Annotated in this window: 14 protein-coding genes; 9 read left to right on the top strand and 5 right to left on the bottom strand. The window is 44.4% G+C overall.

Features of this window, described 5'->3' with window-relative positions:
• Positions 1-103: 103 nt before the first annotated feature.
• Both ACXAGK_RS16815 and ACXAGK_RS16810 read left to right on the top strand, forming a co-directional pair.
• The gene (locus tag ACXAGK_RS16815) at positions 104-868 is read left to right on the top strand and encodes a hypothetical protein (protein ID WP_474857113.1); all 765 of its coding nucleotides are present in this window, start codon (positions 104-106) and stop codon (positions 866-868) included.
• Positions 869-1,177: 309 nt separating this feature from the next.
• Complete coding sequence (locus ACXAGK_RS16810; protein WP_474857112.1) at positions 1,178-1,453, top strand: hypothetical protein; 276 nt, start codon at positions 1,178-1,180, stop codon at positions 1,451-1,453.
• Positions 1,454-1,531: 78 nt separating this feature from the next.
• Here ACXAGK_RS16810 and ACXAGK_RS16805 read toward each other — a convergent pair whose 3' ends face one another.
• Positions 1,532-2,965 carry a hypothetical protein gene (locus ACXAGK_RS16805; protein WP_474857111.1) on the bottom strand — a complete coding sequence of 478 codons (1,434 nt, stop codon included), beginning with the start codon at positions 2,963-2,965 and terminating at the stop codon, positions 1,532-1,534.
• Between the two features lie 78 nt (positions 2,966-3,043).
• Positions 3,044-4,504 carry a DUF3336 domain-containing protein gene (locus ACXAGK_RS16800; RefSeq protein ID WP_474805962.1) on the bottom strand — a complete coding sequence of 487 codons (1,461 nt, stop codon included), beginning with the start codon at positions 4,502-4,504 and terminating at the stop codon, positions 3,044-3,046.
• 413 nt (positions 4,505-4,917) lie between these two features.
• Here ACXAGK_RS16800 and ACXAGK_RS16795 point away from each other — a divergent pair, with 413 nt between their 5' ends.
• Genes ACXAGK_RS16795 through ACXAGK_RS16785 form a run of 3 tightly spaced genes read left to right on the top strand, consistent with a single transcriptional unit; the run spans position 4,918 to position 8,297 of the window.
• Positions 4,918-6,126 carry a DUF445 domain-containing protein gene (locus ACXAGK_RS16795; RefSeq protein WP_474805964.1) on the top strand — a complete coding sequence of 403 codons (1,209 nt, stop codon included), beginning with the start codon at positions 4,918-4,920 and terminating at the stop codon, positions 6,124-6,126.
• Between the two features lie 55 nt (positions 6,127-6,181).
• Positions 6,182-6,847, top strand: coding sequence for a TetR/AcrR family transcriptional regulator (locus ACXAGK_RS16790; protein WP_474805965.1), 666 nt, complete (start codon positions 6,182-6,184; stop codon positions 6,845-6,847).
• A 10-nt stretch (positions 6,848-6,857) separates the two neighbouring features.
• Entirely contained in the window at positions 6,858-8,297 is a 1,440-nt protein-coding gene (locus ACXAGK_RS16785; protein ID WP_474805967.1) for a wax ester/triacylglycerol synthase domain-containing protein, read from the top strand.
• A gap of 24 nt (positions 8,298-8,321) precedes the next feature.
• On the opposite strand, the gene ACXAGK_RS16780 is transcribed toward ACXAGK_RS16785, so the two are convergent.
• Positions 8,322-9,047: a DUF1439 domain-containing protein gene (locus ACXAGK_RS16780; protein ID WP_474857110.1), complete on the bottom strand. Its 726-nt coding sequence runs from the start codon at positions 9,045-9,047 to the stop codon at positions 8,322-8,324.
• Positions 9,048-9,261: 214 nt separating this feature from the next.
• Between ACXAGK_RS16780 and ACXAGK_RS16775 the strand changes: the two genes are divergently transcribed.
• On the top strand, positions 9,262-10,914 hold the full coding sequence (locus ACXAGK_RS16775; protein WP_474857109.1) for a GMC family oxidoreductase: 1,653 nt from the start codon (positions 9,262-9,264) through the stop codon (positions 10,912-10,914).
• Between the two features lie 139 nt (positions 10,915-11,053).
• Here the strand turns inward: ACXAGK_RS16775 and ACXAGK_RS16770 are convergent, their stop codons facing one another.
• The gene (locus ACXAGK_RS16770) at positions 11,054-11,659 is read right to left on the bottom strand and encodes a TetR/AcrR family transcriptional regulator (RefSeq protein ID WP_474857108.1); all 606 of its coding nucleotides are present in this window, start codon (positions 11,657-11,659) and stop codon (positions 11,054-11,056) included.
• Positions 11,660-11,797: 138 nt separating this feature from the next.
• On the opposite strand from ACXAGK_RS16770, the gene ACXAGK_RS16765 reads away from it, so the two are divergent.
• From ACXAGK_RS16765 to ACXAGK_RS16755, 3 genes are all read left to right on the top strand, one after another.
• On the top strand, positions 11,798-12,637 hold the full coding sequence (locus ACXAGK_RS16765; RefSeq protein WP_474857107.1) for a crotonase/enoyl-CoA hydratase family protein: 840 nt from the start codon (positions 11,798-11,800) through the stop codon (positions 12,635-12,637).
• A 222-nt stretch (positions 12,638-12,859) separates the two neighbouring features.
• On the top strand, positions 12,860-14,902 hold the full coding sequence (locus ACXAGK_RS16760) for an oxidoreductase (protein ID WP_474857106.1): 2,043 nt from the start codon (positions 12,860-12,862) through the stop codon (positions 14,900-14,902).
• A 207-nt stretch (positions 14,903-15,109) separates the two neighbouring features.
• The gene (locus tag ACXAGK_RS16755; RefSeq protein ID WP_474857105.1) at positions 15,110-15,472 is read left to right on the top strand and encodes a HopJ type III effector protein; all 363 of its coding nucleotides are present in this window, start codon (positions 15,110-15,112) and stop codon (positions 15,470-15,472) included.
• 71 nt (positions 15,473-15,543) lie between these two features.
• Here the strand turns inward: ACXAGK_RS16755 and ACXAGK_RS16750 are convergent, their stop codons facing one another.
• A complete protein-coding gene (locus ACXAGK_RS16750) occupies positions 15,544-17,793 on the bottom strand; it encodes a tetratricopeptide repeat protein (protein WP_474857104.1) in 2,250 nt (749 codons plus the stop codon).
• Positions 17,794-17,852 lie beyond the last annotated feature (59 nt).

Genomic DNA, 17,852 nt, shown 5'->3' with positions numbered 1-17,852 from the left:
CCGTGCGTTCAAGCTTAAAGTAAGCTATTAAGCAAAGCTTTGAGACTAGGCTGTGAATAGCCCTTACACTGCCATGCTTACAAATCTCCGCATTGGAGGCGTTATGAGCAACAAAAATATCCCTAATCCAGAAATTGTGCCTGTTGCCGAAAGAAAAACGACAACACTAAATGGTAGCAACGTTTCACCTCTGAAATCGTCACCCTTATTTGGATGGCTCTTTGCTGGTTCGGACCTATTATCTGAAAAGCTAGACCAAGCTGCAGGTTTAGTCAGCCAGAGAATTGACGATACACACGAAACCATCAATGCCATGCAGGTTAAAGGCCTAGAGGTGGAAAGTGAACTTAGACGTACACTAAATCCATTCGCTTTAGTCGACACTGCACAAAAACTGGTGGCATCAACGCCGTTATTTTCAGCATTATCAGGTGGTCAAAAACGTCAACAGAAAGAGCAGCAACTTGAAATGCTGAGTGCAAAAGTGGATTTGCTCGTCGAGCAAGTAGCCCTTTTGGCTGCAAAAGAGGCGGCTAAAAAAGCTGAAGCGACAAGTACTGCAAGTAAGGCTACTGCCACTAAAAGAGCAGCATCTAAAAGTGCTTCAGCTAAGTCGACCTCGACTTCATCAACGACTACGGGCACCCGCAAAGCGAGTACTGCAAAAACAGCCGCTAAACCGGCCGTTTCTTCGTCTAGTTCAACTAAAAAGGCCGCTACCGGAACAGCTAACAAGCGCACTGGGGCGAAGTCAACGGCAGCTAAGAGTACAGCGCGTAAGACAACAGCTAGTACTAAAGCAACACCGGCTAAAAGCACGGTTAAAAGTACATCGAGTTCGTCTGACACCACTAAGAACGACGAGTAAAAAGACTCGTTAAAAGTATGTCTTTTTTGTTTCCCAGGACTAAGCGCGTTTGGGTAAAACTAAAGATCCTGAGCGAGGAGTCGGCGCTGCACTGTTTGCAGCCCCCTACCGAATATACGAAGCTTTTGGCGGTTGGCTTGTACAAATAAAGTAATCGATAATGACAATTTATACTTGCAGTGGTGGTTATCAAAATTACTAGTGGATCTCATTTCTGGGTAGTGCTGTTTGATTATTGTTCAATAAACACTTGCAGATGTTGTTTGTATAACCTATTGTTTAACTGAACATTAAATGAAGGAATATGGCATGAGAATACTTTTAGTAGCGTCTGTAATTTTTTTAACGGCATGCGATTCAACAGAAATGGCACAGCAACAGCCAGAAGCAAATAGCGGCGCGGTTGCGCTTTATGACGCACAGGGCTTTTTCGTTAGGCAATACCAAGATGCACAGGATTGTCATGCTGCTGCGATACGTCATAATATGAGAGCCGTTAACAATAATACGAAAAATAATAACACCTACCGACGAGCTGGCATTATGAATGAACCTCGACTAACTTCATCATGTCGCGATGTATAACGGCACTTTGGTCATAAATAAGTTTCAACAAAAACGCCCTTAAATGGGCGTTTTTTTATGCTTCAAATTTACCGCTTATTAACTGTTCTTCGCCCACAAATTCTGATGTTTTTTAAAACCGAAGAAGTCGTAGGGTTCCCAAAAGCTTGGTACTAAATCGTCAATAGCATCTGGCGTAAAATTGCTCGACAGCTGGCTCATGATTTCGCCCAACCTTTCTTGGCCCACGCGCATTAACTTTTTTCTGTTCGCAGGGAAATACAGGTTTCTGCCTTTTGGAATGACTTCTTGCGCACCGCTAGTGATGTATTTTTGGTTCCTTGTCACGACTTTGCATAAAGGTTCTGCGGGGTTCGCGGGGTTCAATCCAACTACTATGGCGCACTCGTATTGGTCTTTTTCTTGGCCTTTTTCATTCACAGGAATATAAGTAACTCCAAAACCTTGCGGGAAGTAGCCAACCAGCTCAACAAAGTCCTGTGCTAATTGTTTATTTAGGCTACCTTTCTTCGCAAGTTGCTCAATTAGCATATACCCCTTGGGTAAGCTCATTCGTGAGTAGTCTGACTTAGTAGAAAGCACGATGGAAACGTAAATTTGAGGGATTTTTACAATCTCGCCTAAACCGGTTTTTGACACAAAGGCGTCTTTAACCAAACTCAGCAAAAATTCGTTAGCGTCTTTGTGAGTTTGATTAAAACGGTCTCTTTCTTCTTTGTTGTTACCTACGTAGTTAGGCTGCCCTAAACCATCGGATAAGTAACGTAACGTGAAGTGATAGTTTAGCTTCAGCAGGTCTTTTCGCTGCGATTCTTCTAACAAACGAAACTCATCTAGGTCGCCATTTTCACCTTTTAATATGGTTTGCGCAGCAGGGCTTTGTAAACCAATATCTTGCAGAAGGGCGGCGGTGATAAGAGGGCGGCCTAACTCAGTTTTCCATTTGTCTCGCCAATAGCGGTTTCCGCGAAAGCGAGAGGCGGCTTCACGATACTTTGATAAGTATCTGTGGGCGATAGTGTCGTGTTCTAAAAGTCTATCTACCAAACGTAAAGTTAAAACAGCCTTGTAAAGCGGTTTGAAGCGCATATGCACACGAGCGAAATTGCCCTCAGGCCCTCGTGTCAGCAACATTATAGTTCCAAGCAGCTTAGCGCTTAGCTGTTGTGTTTCTTGCCAGTTATCGCCTTCACAGAGCTCGATTATTTTAGTGCTTACAGCGTCCAAACGCTCCAATCTCGCTAAACGCTCTTCTTCAAGTTTTTCTGAGCTATTTTTTATTTGTTGGGCAAGCTGTTCAGCTAATAATTCTTTCTTTTTATTACCTTCAATTCGTTTAAGCTGTGCTTTTAATTCTTCAATATGCTGCTCGAGAGAAGGGGTGAGGGAAAAGTAATGACTGGCATCCTCAAAAACCGAACCGAAGCCCGAGTCTTTAGGATAAATCATGTTGATAAGTTGTTTTACCTGCTGCGTAAAAATGCTATCGGGGTTTTGGCTTTGTGCGCTCACCGTCTTCCTTTCAAATGATGCTGCGAATTGCTATTACGTTGCTATAAGCAATTCAGGACAGACCAAGCGACACAAAGGTTACCTAACCTCGTGCCCAAGCTCTACTGCCTCACGTTTTTTCAATTGACCTAAATGATACCGTAAATTTTCACTAATTTTGGTATTTCTTTTAATAACATGTAGTTGCGGCCATGATGCCCGCTCACCACTTACAATTAACTGGCTAATGCTTTCGCGGGTTGGGTTAGACAATACCTGAGATAAATTCCTTATTTGGCGCTTGGGTAAAATATTGATATTGCCTACATACTGCTGATCAATAATAGAACGTACTTTGTGAATTGCTAGCTTGGCGCTCTTATTCCCAGTCAAACGTTCAATGATATCGATAGCGAAAATACTATTGGTTTTTGCAAGTTGTCCAATGTGACGTGCCGACATATCCCATAGCGAGTTGGGGTCAATGCGATTTGATGAAATGAACGGCACCGCTAGCGGATTTGTTTGGCTAACGATACTGTGATTGACACCGTATAACCTAGCTAACCGTTCGTAGGGGAGGTCAGCCATTAACGAACCGTCGGCAAAACGTCGGTTAGGGATATAAGGAACTATCTCGCCAGATGGAGTTTTCGCTCTTAGCTGCACAGGGCTAAAGATAACGGGTACCGCACACGATGCACGTACCGCTTGGGTAATAATAGCATTGGGCGAGGTTTTGGCATTTAACAGTCGTGAATGCTGATGCAAATCCGCGGGGGAAACGGTTACGGTTATGTGCCGTCCTGTCTTCTTAAAGGCTTCTTCAAAGGTTGTAAGGTCGAACAGTTCAATCAGTGCATTTTCAAGTACTGAGCTATCAAATAGTCCTTTCTTTCCAAGACCGGCAAAGCTCCGCCAATGTTTAAAAGTCTCATAAATAAAGTCGGCGCTGAGTGCTTCTAATAATTGATCGTGTGTTCGCGTGCCCAACATGGCTGCGATGATTGACCCTGCACTCGAGCCAGACACTACCGTAGGTAGTAAATTCTTTTCGTTTAACGACTTAACCACACCTGCATGAAAAAAACCTAAGCCTGCGCCACCTGACAGCATGAGGCAGCTTCGCCCGAAGGCGTGCGCGGTTTCGTCAAAAAACGATAGCTTTTCATAGAAGTCTACGTCTTGTTCATCGGCGTTATAGATCTGTTCTAGCGCCAATATCACTTCATCAATAAATTGTTCAATAAGGTATTTAGTGCCAATTTTGCACTGGCTAAGCAGTATAGGGTTGGCGATATTGCCCAAATTACCGTGTAGCCCTTCGTGCAGTATGGACATCAGAGCATGTAAATCGCCTCTGCTTCTAGCAAGCTGTAGGCGTTGAACACGCTTTCGAATAAGCTTGTAGTCATAGTCATCGCTGGCATCTTCTGCTTTCCACTCGTCAGCGCCAGACAGCGCATCGTGCGCTAGGCACGCGGCTTCATATTCATCGTAACTGCTTGCATGTTCAATATCATGTTCAAGTTTTTTTAACCGAAAATCGAATACTGCCATAACGATTACCTATTTTAATTGATGAGCACTGTTGCCTTTTCTTATATGACGAGCGAACAGGTGCGTTTAACACCAGTAAAGGATAGATACGTATTTCGAACCCTGTTTACTAAGTGGCGCAGTTATCGGCATTTGCCAAAAAGCATGTGGTAAGCCTGCGCACATCAACAGCGGTCTCTACGCTATATTGAGTGTATGGCGTAAATTTAGAATCCACTACCTAAACCCTTTTTCTTAATTAACCGCTTTGTGCTTTTAGCGCGTGACTCAAGGCGGTATCTTTTAATAGTTAGACTTTCAGAGGGTTGTTTTCAATCAACAATTAGCAGTAATTTTGTTTTTTACATTGACCATTTCATAAGCACTCAGTAGCCTGAGAGTGAAAATAATAATGTGGACCTCTTTTTTGTAGTATGGAATGGAATTTTCAAACGCTAAGCCTGCTATCAATTCCTTTAATTAGTGCCATCGTCGGGTGGCTGACTAACTATTTGGCGGTAAAAATGATGTTTTACCCCATAGAGTTCGTAGGTATTAAGCCTTTCTTTGGATGGCAGGGGCTCATTCCCGCAAAGCGCCGCCAAATGGCAGAGATCGAGGTTGAGCTAGTTTTAGGCAAATTGTTAAGTGTTGAAGAATTAGCGCAGCGCTTAGATGCAGATGAACTAACGAAGGCTATTGAGCGCCGCTTAGGGCAGGTTATACGCAAAGTCGTCAATGACGTAATGGCCGAATCAGCGCCTCAACTTTGGGCTGCTTTGCCTGTGCAAGGCAAAAATTTAGTTTACCAGCGTATCGAAAACGACATCCCCAATGTGGTTCACAAAATGGTGGACGACTTTCAGCATAACGTTTCAGAAATTTTGGATATTAAAGAGTTGGTGGTTGAGCAACTGGTTAATACTCCAGAACTCGTTAATGAGATTTTCTTAACCGCAGGCAGCAAAGAGTTCCCATTTATAGTGCGTTCTGGCTTTTATTTCGGCTTCCTGTTCGGCTTACCAACCATGCTGCTTTGGTATTTCTATCAAGCATGGTGGATTCTACCGTTAGGTGGACTGCTTGTGGGCTATGCTACCAACTGGATTGCCATCAAGATAATTTTCGAACCCAAACGCCCGAGAAAACTGGGGCCTATTACTATTCAAGGTATGTTTTTAAAGCGGCAAAAAGAAGTATCAGAAGTTTACTCAAGCATTATTGAAAAAAAGCTGATAACGCCGAAAAACATTACCCACGTTATATTGCACGGTTCTGGTTCTGCGCAGCTTTTAGAACTAATCGAGCTTCATGTTAACGACGCTATTGAACGCTATGTAGCTATCGCGCAACCTTATTTTGCGCTAGGTGTTGGGTCAGAAAATTACCATCAAATGAAGGCGCTAGCCGTACGTCAAATATTTGATAATTCCGATAAATACTTACTTTATGCCTTTGATTATGCCAACAATGCGATGCAGATTGGGCACGATTTGAGCGAGCGCATGCAGGCACTGAGTGTTGAAGAATTCGAAGGGGTGTTGCGCCCCGCTTATCAGCAAGATGAGTGGAAACTCATCGTAACGGGCGCTATTTTGGGTATGGTAGCTGGTGTTGCCCAACTTTATCTGGTGTTCATGTAAGTTATCTTATTAGCAAAAACTAACGCACAAGGATGGCAAAGGGTCGGACTGAACTATGAAAACCGCGCAGAAAATACTACTCACCGCGCTAACGTTATTTAACGAGCACGGCGAAAACACGGTAACCAGTGTCGATATCGCCGTTGAGATGGATATTAGTCCGGGAAACCTTTATTACCACTTTAAAGGCAAGGACAGCCTGGTTAACGCGTTGATGAAAATGCATGAACAACAAATGCAGAAGATACTGAATCGAGAAAAGCTCGATACACTTCATCCCGAAGAAATTATGTATTATCTGTATTTGCTCATAGACAGTATTCATGTATTTCGCTTTTTCTATCGCAGTCCAGCTGACTTGGCGGAAAAATACCCGAGCATTGTTCGGCCTAGACAGCACATACTATCGAGCTTAAATAAACAATTAGCCTTTCTTTTTGAGTCACTATCAAAGCGAGATATTCTTATTGCCTCAGATGCAGATAGGGCGCTATTAGTAGATTTGATATCTTTAATTATTACCCAGTCTTGTCAGTTTGATGAGCTAAACAGTCATATGGATAGCACAATGCAGCGTTATCATGCTCTGTCACTCATGATGGTGAGTGTATTGCCAAGGCTGACGCTGCCTGATGAACAAAAGCTTCTGCTAGAACAGATGCTGCACTCACATGACTTTGTGAGAAATGCCTCAACCCCGTCACCCCTCGACTTCGCGTAAAGGAATAGTAATGGCAAAAACGCTCAGTTTCTTAGATAAGTCATTTTGGATAACAGAGTCAGACGAGAACCCCAAACATGTTGCTTGCTTGCAGCTACTCGCAATTCCAAAAGGGGCAAAAAGTACTGAATATGTGCCTCAGTTATTCCAAGAAATAAGAAGCTTTGCTCGGGCTACTTCTCCGTTCAACTGTTCGGTGAAAACGGTGCTAGGTTACCCTGTTGGGTTTGCGCCTGTGAAAAAGCTAAACATGGACTATCATGTGCAAATTCACCGAGTGGCAGATATTACAAACCGAGAGGCACTAGACGCCTTCGTTGCGAGGTTACATGCGTCGCGGTTAGACCCTGACAAACCTTTGTGGCAATACCATTTTATTTTTGACGATAATAGCGAAACATTTGCCATTTATGCTCGCGTTCATCATATGTATGGTGATGGTGCGACTTTGGTACGCTGGTTTCAGGCCGGTTATGTGTCTAACTCTCACGAAACAAAGTTTACGCCTGTTTGGGCAGTAAAGCGGCTTCGCCATAAGCGTAGAGACTCGGTGAGTTTTTACAAGCGTTTAGTGGGCGTGGGGTACGCGCTCAAAACCGCACTTGATTTGCTTGTCATCTTTATCCGCATATTTATGAAAGCGCTGCGAGTAAATCCACATTATATGCCAATTCCTTTCACTGGTACGAAAACAGTGCTTACCGGGCAAGTGAAAGCGGGTAGGGCCGTGGCAACTATGGATTTAGATTTCAAGCGGGTGAAAGCGCTAGCAAGGCGCACGCGCTCTACCGCAAACGAGGTATTGCTATGCGCCTTTGATATCGGCGTACATAAGTTACTACAAGATCATGGTCAGGTATTTAAAAAAGCCTTATTCACCAATATGCCGATTAACTTGCGCAAACCCGGTGAAAAAACCACAGGTAATAAAATAGCTATTGTGCCGGTGGAGTTAGCACATGGTGAAAACGACCCCTATCTTAGGTTGCGTCAAATTGTAGTGAACCATCGTATCGTTAAAAATGCGGCGCAGCATGCGCGTCCTGCAGCATTTAGTGGCTATACCATTGCCATTCAATCTCTTGCGCTGGTCTTCGAATGGTTAAAGCTATCTAGCGTGGTTAAACCTATTGCAAATATTCTTATTTCAAACGTACCCGGCCCCAAAGATACAAGGTATTTAAAAGATGCGGAGTTGTTGGCCTGCTATCCCATTTCTACCATGACGCCAGGCGGAGGGGTAAATATTACGCTTATGACCTACGCGGGCACTGCAAATGTTGGGTTGGTGTGCTGCAATAAAAATATCGAGTCGTTACAACCATTAGCGCGTTACGTTAAAGAGGCATTCGACATGCTAGAAGCGAGCGTGGACGATCCAAGGCTAAACATCGACGATATTGGTGAGCAGGTGGATACCGTGCCTGTCTCTATTGTGTCAGATCACTAGTATGCGTAACTTTTAGACTGAGCGCTATTCAATGAGATAGAAGCGCAGTACGTTGTCTTCTACACGTACGTTTTGACCTAGTTTCGAGAAGAGCACTTCGCGCCAGTGGTCACCACGCATAGTATGGCTTAGGTCTTCTTGGTTAATTTGTTTTTTAATAGCGTCGTTAATATGGGGAATGTGGTATTCCAATACTGCTTGTTTCGAGCCCGTTAAATAGACCTGTAAATAGTCTGCTGCAATATCTGATGTCCCGGCGCTAAAAATCGATAGTGCCGACTTCAATGAGCCGCCAAGCAGAGTGTTTACACTTTTAGGAAAGAACCGCGAAACCAAAAACTGTGTGTCTTTAATCAACGCGTAATCATCGTTAACTAAACTGACACTATCAGTGGAAAGGCCGGTTAGATAAAGCGTGCTCATATTTTTGTCGTAATGAGGCGACGCTGACACAGTAAACACCACGTGAGCACGGTAAATGGTGGTAGAAGCTACCACAATATTAAGTGCCGCAAGGCACTGAAGACCAATACGGTTATTTGCATTATCTAATGTAATGTTGCCTTCAAGCACGGTCACAGTGCCACTTCCCATAGGGATGTTGAAGGTGAAGGTGTAAGGAAGGCTATGGTTTATAAGGTCTTGGAGTTCAGCTTTGGTAAAGTCGTCGTGCGTCAGCTTACCCCATTTCACAAGCCATTGTGCCAGGTACACTTTGCATTTGTCTTTGAAGGATAAGTTATTGGTCAAGGTGTATTCTTAGCCTAATGTTGCTAGGCAGTGGCCTGTTGCTAGATTGTCTAACGTAATGCATATACCAGTACAGCACTTAAGTTATCAGGATTATTAGATTTTTTAAATCTTACAATTTAATTCTTTTATTGATGAAGTATTGTTTGCTAATCTGGTCGTACCACAACGTTTTATTAACATTTAAAAGTCTTGCCCTCAAGGAGTTGGCGAAATGAGCGAAGTACTCAGCAAATACGATTACATCATTGTAGGCGGGGGCTCTGCGGGTGCAGTGCTTGCCACTCGATTATCGGAAAATCCTGCGTTAGATATTTTGCTATTGGAAGCTGGCTCAAAGGATACCAACCCACTTATTCATATTCCTTTTGGTTTGTCTCTGCTTAGCAGGTTTGAAGGCATTGGTTGGGGTTATCATACGGCTCCTCAAAAAGAAATGTACGACAGAGAGCTGTTCTGGCCTCGCGGTAAAACCTTGGGCGGCAGCAGTTCAGTCAACGCCATGTGCTATATTCGAGGGCAAAAAGAAGACTACGACCGCTGGGCTAATGAAGAAGGGGCCGAGGGCTGGTCATTTGAAGATGTACTGCCTTATTTCAAACGCTCTGAGAACTTTGAAGAAGGGGCTGATGAGTACCACGGCACAGGTGGCCCACTAAATGTTAGCAAGCTTCGGCATACCAGCGTACTGTCCGATGCTTTTGTGAACTCTGCGTCGATTGCAGGCTATCAACAGCTTAATGACTTTAACCGAGACGATAGGGAAGGGCTTGGTTACTATCATGTTACACAAGTCAACGGCCAGCGCTGCTCAACAGCAAAAGGGTATTTAACGCAGGCAAAGCACCGCAACAACTTAACCGTGCTTACAAGAGTCGCTGCTGAAAAGGTGTTATTAAAAGAAGGGCGTGCTATTGGGGTTCAAGTGCGTGAAAAAGGGGTAGTAAACCGCTATTTCGCTAAAAGTGAAGTTATTCTTTGCGGCGGCGCGATCAATTCACCTCAACTTCTAATGCTTTCGGGGATTGGACCCAGAGCAGAATTAGAAGAAAAGGGGATTTTTGTACAGCAAGACTTGCCAGGTGTGGGCCAAAACCTACAAGATCACCTAGATGCCATCGTGCAATATACCTGTAAAGCCAGAGAAGGTTATGCCGTGGCATTCGGAGCGCTGCCTTCTTACGTTAAAGCCACCGCAGACTACGCGTTTAAGCGCAAAGGTATTCTTTCTTCAAATATCGCTGAAGCCGGTGGTTTTGTTAGTTCAAGCTTAGCAACACAAGGTCCTGACATTCAATTCCACTTTTTACCTGCAATTTTAAACGACCACGGAAGACAGCTGGCTTTTGGTTACGGTTATGGCCTGCACGTATGTTGTCTATATCCTAAAAGCCGCGGCACTATTTCGCTTCAAAGTAACCATCCTGCCGATCAAGCGCTTATTGACCCGAATTACTTATCCGCAGAGGAAGACCAGCAAGTCATGATTGAAGGCGTGCGTATTGCCAGGAAGCTGCTATCTGCGCCAGACTTCGACAAGTTCCAAGGTAGTGAGTTATACCCAGGGGAAGATGCGCAAACTGATGAAGAAATATTAGAATTTTTACGTGAGCGCGCTGAAACCATCTATCACCCAATTGGTACGTGTAAAATGGGCAGTGATGACGATGAGATGGCAGTGGTTGATACTCAGTTGCGGGTAAGAGGCATAGCAGGTCTTAGAGTGGTAGATGCTTCGGTGATGCCAAGCTTGATTGGCGGCAATACCAACGCACCCACCGTCATGATTGCCGAACGTGCTGCTGAGTTCATTAAAGCGACGCACGAAGGTCAGCCAATATCTTTGGCTAAAGCAGAATCGGCGTAAATAAAAAATGCTAAGAGCGAGCCCTCATCTCGCTCTGGCAATTCATCCGCTCTAGGTTATTTTACCGCTCTAGGCAGTTAAACACTTTTCGCGGCGTACAAGCGCAACGCTATATTCAAGTGGTTGCGTTGATAAGACGTTATACCTGCTTTTGCATAAATAAATCCGCTGCACAATCACACATCTCGTCGATATGACTGCTGTCAGCGTATATTCCGTCAATAAGTAAACGCGCAATACCGTGTAACGTACCCCACGTTACCTGTGCTAGTCTCAGCGCATCCTGATTGTTCGGAAGTAGCCCTTTATCCTGCCAATAGCGCGTCATCGTTACTTGAAACTGAAAGCAGGGAAATGCAACATCTTTCAGATCGTTGGTCGCCGCTTGGTTTTGCCAAATAGTGCGACCAAACATCAATTCGTACATCTCGGGGTTGTCGGCAGCATAGCCAATGTATTCGTGCACAAATTCGCGAAAACGCACCTGTGGTGTCTTATCTTCTTGCTCGAATATACGTTTAGCTGCGGTATGCCAATCGCTAAAGCCTTTGGCTGCAATGGCGCTTAACAGCGCACTCTTGTCTTTAAAATGGTGATAGGGCGCAGTACGTGACACACCGGCATCCTCTGCTAGCTTTCTAAGAGATAAACTATCAACGCCGTGCTCAGAGAGACGCGCGGTAGCCGCCTCTATCAGTGCGCTGCGCAGGTCGCCGTGATGGTAGCTTTGTACTGCATTAGCCATAAATCCAATGTTTCCATTTTCAAAATTGAGACGAATAGATAACGTTTTATCTTGACAGTGTCAACATAGCCTTTTATCTTGACGCTGTCTAGTTTGCAAATTTGTTAACAGGAACAGCCCAAGGAGACAGCGCAAACCATGAAGTACTCTACATTAGAAGTAAAACAAGAGGGCCATATTGCCCACGTAGTACTTAACCGCCCCGATGCAATGAACAGTATGATCCCTGAGTTCTGGACCGAATTGCCAGCGGCTATTCGTGAAATCGATGACGAGGGTCAAGCCCGCGTCATCGTTATTTCATCTACGGGTAAGCATTTCTCTGCCGGTATGGACTTATCGGTGTTCCTGAATATGAAAGAAGACTTTAAGGGCGACCCGTCGCGCAGAGCAGAGCGCATGCGCCGTATGGTGATGTTGCTTCAAGATAGCTTTACCGCCATAGAACAGGCACGTATGCCGGTTATTGGTGCAGTTCAGGGCGGGGCAATTGGTGGTGCAGTAGATTTACTAAGTGCATGTGATATGCGTTATTGCACCCAAGACGCTTTTTTCACTATTAAAGAAACCCAATTAGGTATGACAGCAGATGTCGGTACGCTCCAGCGATTACCAAAGCTTATACCTATTGGCATAGTAAAAGAACTGGCTTATACCGGGCGCAATTTTGGTGCCGCAGAAGCGCAGCAACTTGGCTTTGTAAATCAGGTATTTGACGACCAAGAATCAATGCTAGAAGCGGTGATGAAAATAGCGCAGCAGATTGCAATGAATTCGCCGCTCGCAGTTTCAGGTACTAAGACTATGATTAACTACGCGGTAGAACACACTGTGGCAGAAAGCTTGACCTATATGGCCACATGGCAAGCGGGCATGTTTCAAATGGAAGATGTGTTTAAAGCCATGGAAGCACAGAAAACCAAAACGCTGCCGGAATATCCGCCATTACACCCGGCCATTAAGAAAATGAATTCGTAAGTTTATGTATGAACGCGCGCTGTCCTAGCTGCTAATTGCTCATTGTTGGCCCAATGATAATTACCATTCGTTAAGGCTGGTGCGCGACATGATTTCTATTACAGAAATTAAGTAAACACTTAGACAAATAGCGCTTCTACAAAAGAAGCGCATCAAATAAGAACATTTAAACAGGCTTTTTAACGGCTTTTACCAAGCCTAAACCACTTTCAGGAATGTATCATGAATCAGACCGTTACCGATCATCCCGTTTACCCTCATTTATTTCGCCCATTAGATTTAGGGTTTACTACCCTAAAAAATCGCGTGCTTATGGGCTCTATGCACACGGGTTTAGAAGAATTACCCGACGGCCATAAACGTATGGCAGCATTTTATGGCGAACGTGCCAGAGGTGGCGTAGGTCTTATTGTTACCGGCGGTATTGGGCCCAATGAAGAAGGCGCTACCCATCCTTCAACGTTTCGTTTAGACACAGACGAAGCAGTGAAAAACCACAAAGAAGTGACTGACGCAGTGCATATTGCTGGCGGCAAAATTTGTATGCAAATATTGCACACGGGCCGTTATGCGTATAGCCCTAAGCTTGTTGCACCTTCTGCGGTACAAGCGCCAATTAACCCGTTTAAGCCAAAAGCGCTAGAAGCTGACGAGATTGAAAAGCAAATTAAAGATTTCATCACTGCAGCAACTCAAGCCCAGCGCGCTGGCTACGATGGCGTTGAAATCATGGGTTCTGAAGGCTATTTCCTTAACCAGTTTATTGCTAAACGCACTAACCATCGTGACGATGAATGGGGCGGTGAATACGAGAACCGTATCCGCTTACCTATTGAAGTCGTGCGCCGCGTGCGTGAGGCTGTAGGTAAGAACTTTATCATTATCTACCGTTTGTCGATGCTTGACCTTGTTGAAGGAGGCTCTATTTATGAAGAAGTCGTACAGCTTGGCAAAGAAATCGAAAAAGCGGGTGCTACTATCATTAACACCGGTATTGGCTGGCACGAAGCGCGTATCCCAACCATTGCTACTAAAGTACCGCGTGCGGCATTTACGTGGGTAACGGCTAAATTCCGCGAAGCACTTTCGATTCCGGTAATCACATCGAACCGTATCAACACCCCTGAAGTTGCCGAAGAAGTACTGTCTCGCGGTGATGCAGACATGGTATCAATGGCTCGCCCATTCTTGGCCGACCCTGACTTTGTGCGCAAGGCGCAGCAAAATAAGGCCGATGAAATCAATACCTGTATTGGCTGTAACCAAGCCTGTCTTGATCACGTATTTAACGGCAAAATGACCAGCTGTTTGGTAAATCCTCGTGCGTGTCACGAGCTTGAAATTAACGTTAAGCCAGCAGAGACTAAAAAGCGTGTAGCGGTTGTAGGCGCAGGTCCTGCGGGATTAGCAGCAGCAGTGACCTCGGCCGAGCGTGGTCACGACGTTGTGATTTATGACGCATCTAGCGAAATTGGTGGGCAGTTTAATATTGCTAAACAAATCCCTGGCAAAGAAGAATTCTATGAAACGCTGCGTTATTTCAAGCGCCAAATTGAGCTCCATAAAAATATTACCCTCAAATTGAATACTTATGTTGACGCGGCTGCGCTTAACGATGAAGGTTTCGATGAAGTTATGATTGCGACGGGTATTAAGCCACGCACGCCAGCAATTGATGGTATTGAGCACGAAAAAGTGCTGACCTATATCGAAGTGTTAAAAGAGAAAAAGCCTGTAGGGAATAAGGTGGCCATTATCGGTGCTGGCGGTATTGGTTTTGATACCGCTGAGTATTTGTCTCATGGCAAAGAAACGCCAAGCCAAGATATTCCTGCATTTATGAAAGAGTGGGGCATTGATATGACCTTCTCGGCTCGCGCGGGTATTGAAGGCGTTAAGCCGCAGCCAGAGCCATCGCCAAGAGAGATTTTCCTATTGCAGCGCAAGACCACAAAAGTTGGCGCGGGTTTAGGCAAAACAACAGGATGGGCGCACAGAGTAGGCTTGCTGGCCAAAGGCGTGACCATGATCCCTGGCGTAAGCTACGATAAAATTGATGATGAAGGGCTACACATTACGGTAGAAGGCAATAGCCAAGTATTGCCGGTAGACAACATCATCATCTGTGCAGGCCAAGAGCCGATGCGTGATATCGTTGAAGGCTTAAACATGCCTTATCACTTAATTGGTGGTGCCGATGAAGCGTTGGAACTAGACGCTAAACGCGCCATCGACCAAGGTACACGGGTGTGTGCTGCGGTTTAATGACCTAGTGCAAACGCGTTTAGAAATAGAAGTGCCGCATCAAAAGGTGCTTTAAATTGATGATAAACCCCTCTTTTTTTCGGAGGGGTTTATTTTTTTAAGCCGAAGGCTGTGATTTTTTATGAAAATACCGAAACCACACCTGTTTTAGCCTGTTGAAGTTACCTAGACCTGCTATTATCGTTTTCTTTTTTCACTGAGATAAACATGACGTTCAGCAACACTCAAGACTTAGTTCAAGCCGTTAGCAATTCACCAGAGACTATCGAGTTTAACGATGTTATCGCGCTCGTTGATAGCATGTTTGCTTTTACGCCAACCGCGTTCACCAATGGTGATGTAACAAACGAAGCTAACCAGAATAATGGCTCATGCAAGCTGCTTGCACTGGGTCAGTATTTAAACCTAAACCAAGCACAAACACTGGCTTTGTTTGGGCGCTTTTATCGTGAAGACGTACTCAATAACCCCGATGGTAACGACCACGCCAATATCCTCAACTTTATGAAAACAGGGCATGAAGGCGTGGCGTTTGAGACGTTTCCTTTAGTTGTAGTAAATGCTGATTAGTGGCTTTTTACAGCTAGAACGCTTGCCCATTAGGGCATGCAAAGCATGACCTCAGTAGTACGGTGATTTGTTTATCGCCTAACTTTAGACTGGAATAAGCGGTACGACGCTTCATCGCCTATTTTTTGTGAAAGTGACAACCCCAAGCTGATAAGCGAATTATCAGACTGTCTCTTTATGGCTTTTTTTAGTACGTTGAGTGCGCTTTTCGTTTGACCTACACTATCTAAAGCGAGGGCGTAAATATACCAATTTTGTGGGTTCTCAGGGGCAAGTTCTGTTGCTTTTTTGAAAAATGTAACTGCAGTTGCTTTATCCTGTTTACGAACATGCAGCATGCCTAACGAATAATGGATGAGCGCGCTATCAGGTAAATTGCTCATTCCATCAAGGAGGGTTTGTTCTTCTAACAGAAGTTTATTTTGAGCGCGATACAATTCGGCCAAGTTGATGTAGTTTGCCTCAAAGTAAGGGTCTACAGTTAAACCTTGTTTAAGCAGATTTTCTGTTTGATGAATATTGCCGAGCTGATATTCAACCAGACTTTGATTGAGGTTACCTTCCCCCCGCCATTGATTTACGGTATTCGACAACCTAAGCTCTCCAAGCGCTTTCTTAAAGGTCTCTGTGTTTAAGCCCTGACCAAGCAAGTTATTAGCTGCAGTCACTCGAATGGCTTTATACTTATCATCAAGTAGATTAGCGTACGTTTTCGTTCGTTCATTAGGAAGAAGTGCACGACCGGCTTGCGCCGCCCCCAGTCTTAGCAAAGGCTCTTCATGCAGAATAAATTTCCGTAAATCTTTATCAGTAAGTGCCTGGTTCGACGATGCCAACAAGCTCAGCGCAGTAGCCCGTTTTATAACTGGAAGAGACGACGAATGGGCAATACGCAGCACAGCTTGTTTACTATGAATATTACCCTGCATAACAGAGATATAGTTTTCTTCTTGTTTGTTTAGTGTAGAGTCTTTGCCATACCAGTTGATTAGCTTTTCTGATGCCCAATCATTATCTTGGTCGTGACAGTTTAAACATGCGTTGGGTGCGCCAGTAGTCGAAGAAACGTTGGGAGTTGGAATACTAAAGCTATGATCCCGCCGTGCATCTACACCCATATAGGTGCGCGTAGGCATGTGGCAGTTTACGCACTGATTTACATTTTCACTCCCCACATGCTTTGTATGCTTTTCACCTTCATAAGCCGATGCCGAGTGACACTGAAGGCACAAACCATTTCCCTCTATTTTGAGCTTCATAGAGTGTGGGTTGTGGCAGTCTATACAGTTAACACCAGCTTCATACATGCGGCTTTGTAAAAAAGAGCCGTATACATAAACCTCTTCACGTATTTGCCCATCAGCAAAATACAATGGTGAGATAAGAAGCGAAGGTGAGAACTGGTCTAAGAAAGGTTTTTTAGGGTCTATTCCATCAGAAAGTGAGGTGCGCAGAGAGTGACACGCAAAGCACGTTTCCATAAACCGATTGTCTCGTTTTGCAGGAATAAATTCGCCATCTTTTTGTTCGTGCCAAGTAGCGATGTTGCTTCCATCTTTTAACAGCCACCTTCCAATTGCTTGTTGTTCATTTTGAGACAGATCGTGAGAAGTGAGCAATGACCTATGGTGATTGGCTTCTTCAACTTGCGTAACGTTGCCCTTTTTATTTGGTTCGCTGTCATTAACGCTTGTTGTATTTGCAGTATAATGCGATGCCATATCACCGTGGCAGGATGCGCACGACACATTGATTTCATCAAACTGGCTGTCGAATGTAAGCGTCTTAGTATCAAAATTGCGCTTTAATCCGCTTGAGTGGCAGTCTGCACACATACCATTCCAGTTTTGCATCGGTTGTTTCCAATGCAACCTGTCTTTAGGAGTAATATCCTCAGATGGATAATTGGGGTACCAACGTTGGCCGCCTTTTGATTCGTCTCGAGCATCCCAAGCAAAAGGAAAAACTTGAAATTTACCTGCTTGTGTTTCGATGAGGTATTGCTGCAACGGAAAATGACCAAAAACATAAGTGATTGGATAGATATTCGTACTTCCTGCTTCTGTGAGCGCGGCAAAAAATTTATTTTCGTTTTTGAAAAAACGTGCCTTCTGCGTGAAGTGAGTTATAGAAACATTATCGAAATTGGCAAGCACGGTTTTATCATTAGCATGGGCCATTGCTTTCGCGTGGTCTGATTGTTGCCACAACGTAACTTGTTCCTGATGGCAGCTAACACAATTAGCATACTCTTGTGCGTGTAAACTTTTAACTAAACTTGATAGATAAATAATGCTGAAAAGAATAACCAACCGTGGCATTACAACTGCTGTCTGAATATTTGTAAACTCTCTGGACTTTATCACAGGGGCACGAGCAG

The organism is Alteromonas sp. ABM1_013, from assembly GCF_056160505.1.
Note: the sequence above shows the minus strand (reverse complement) of the source record. Positions and strands in the feature narration are given on the sequence as shown.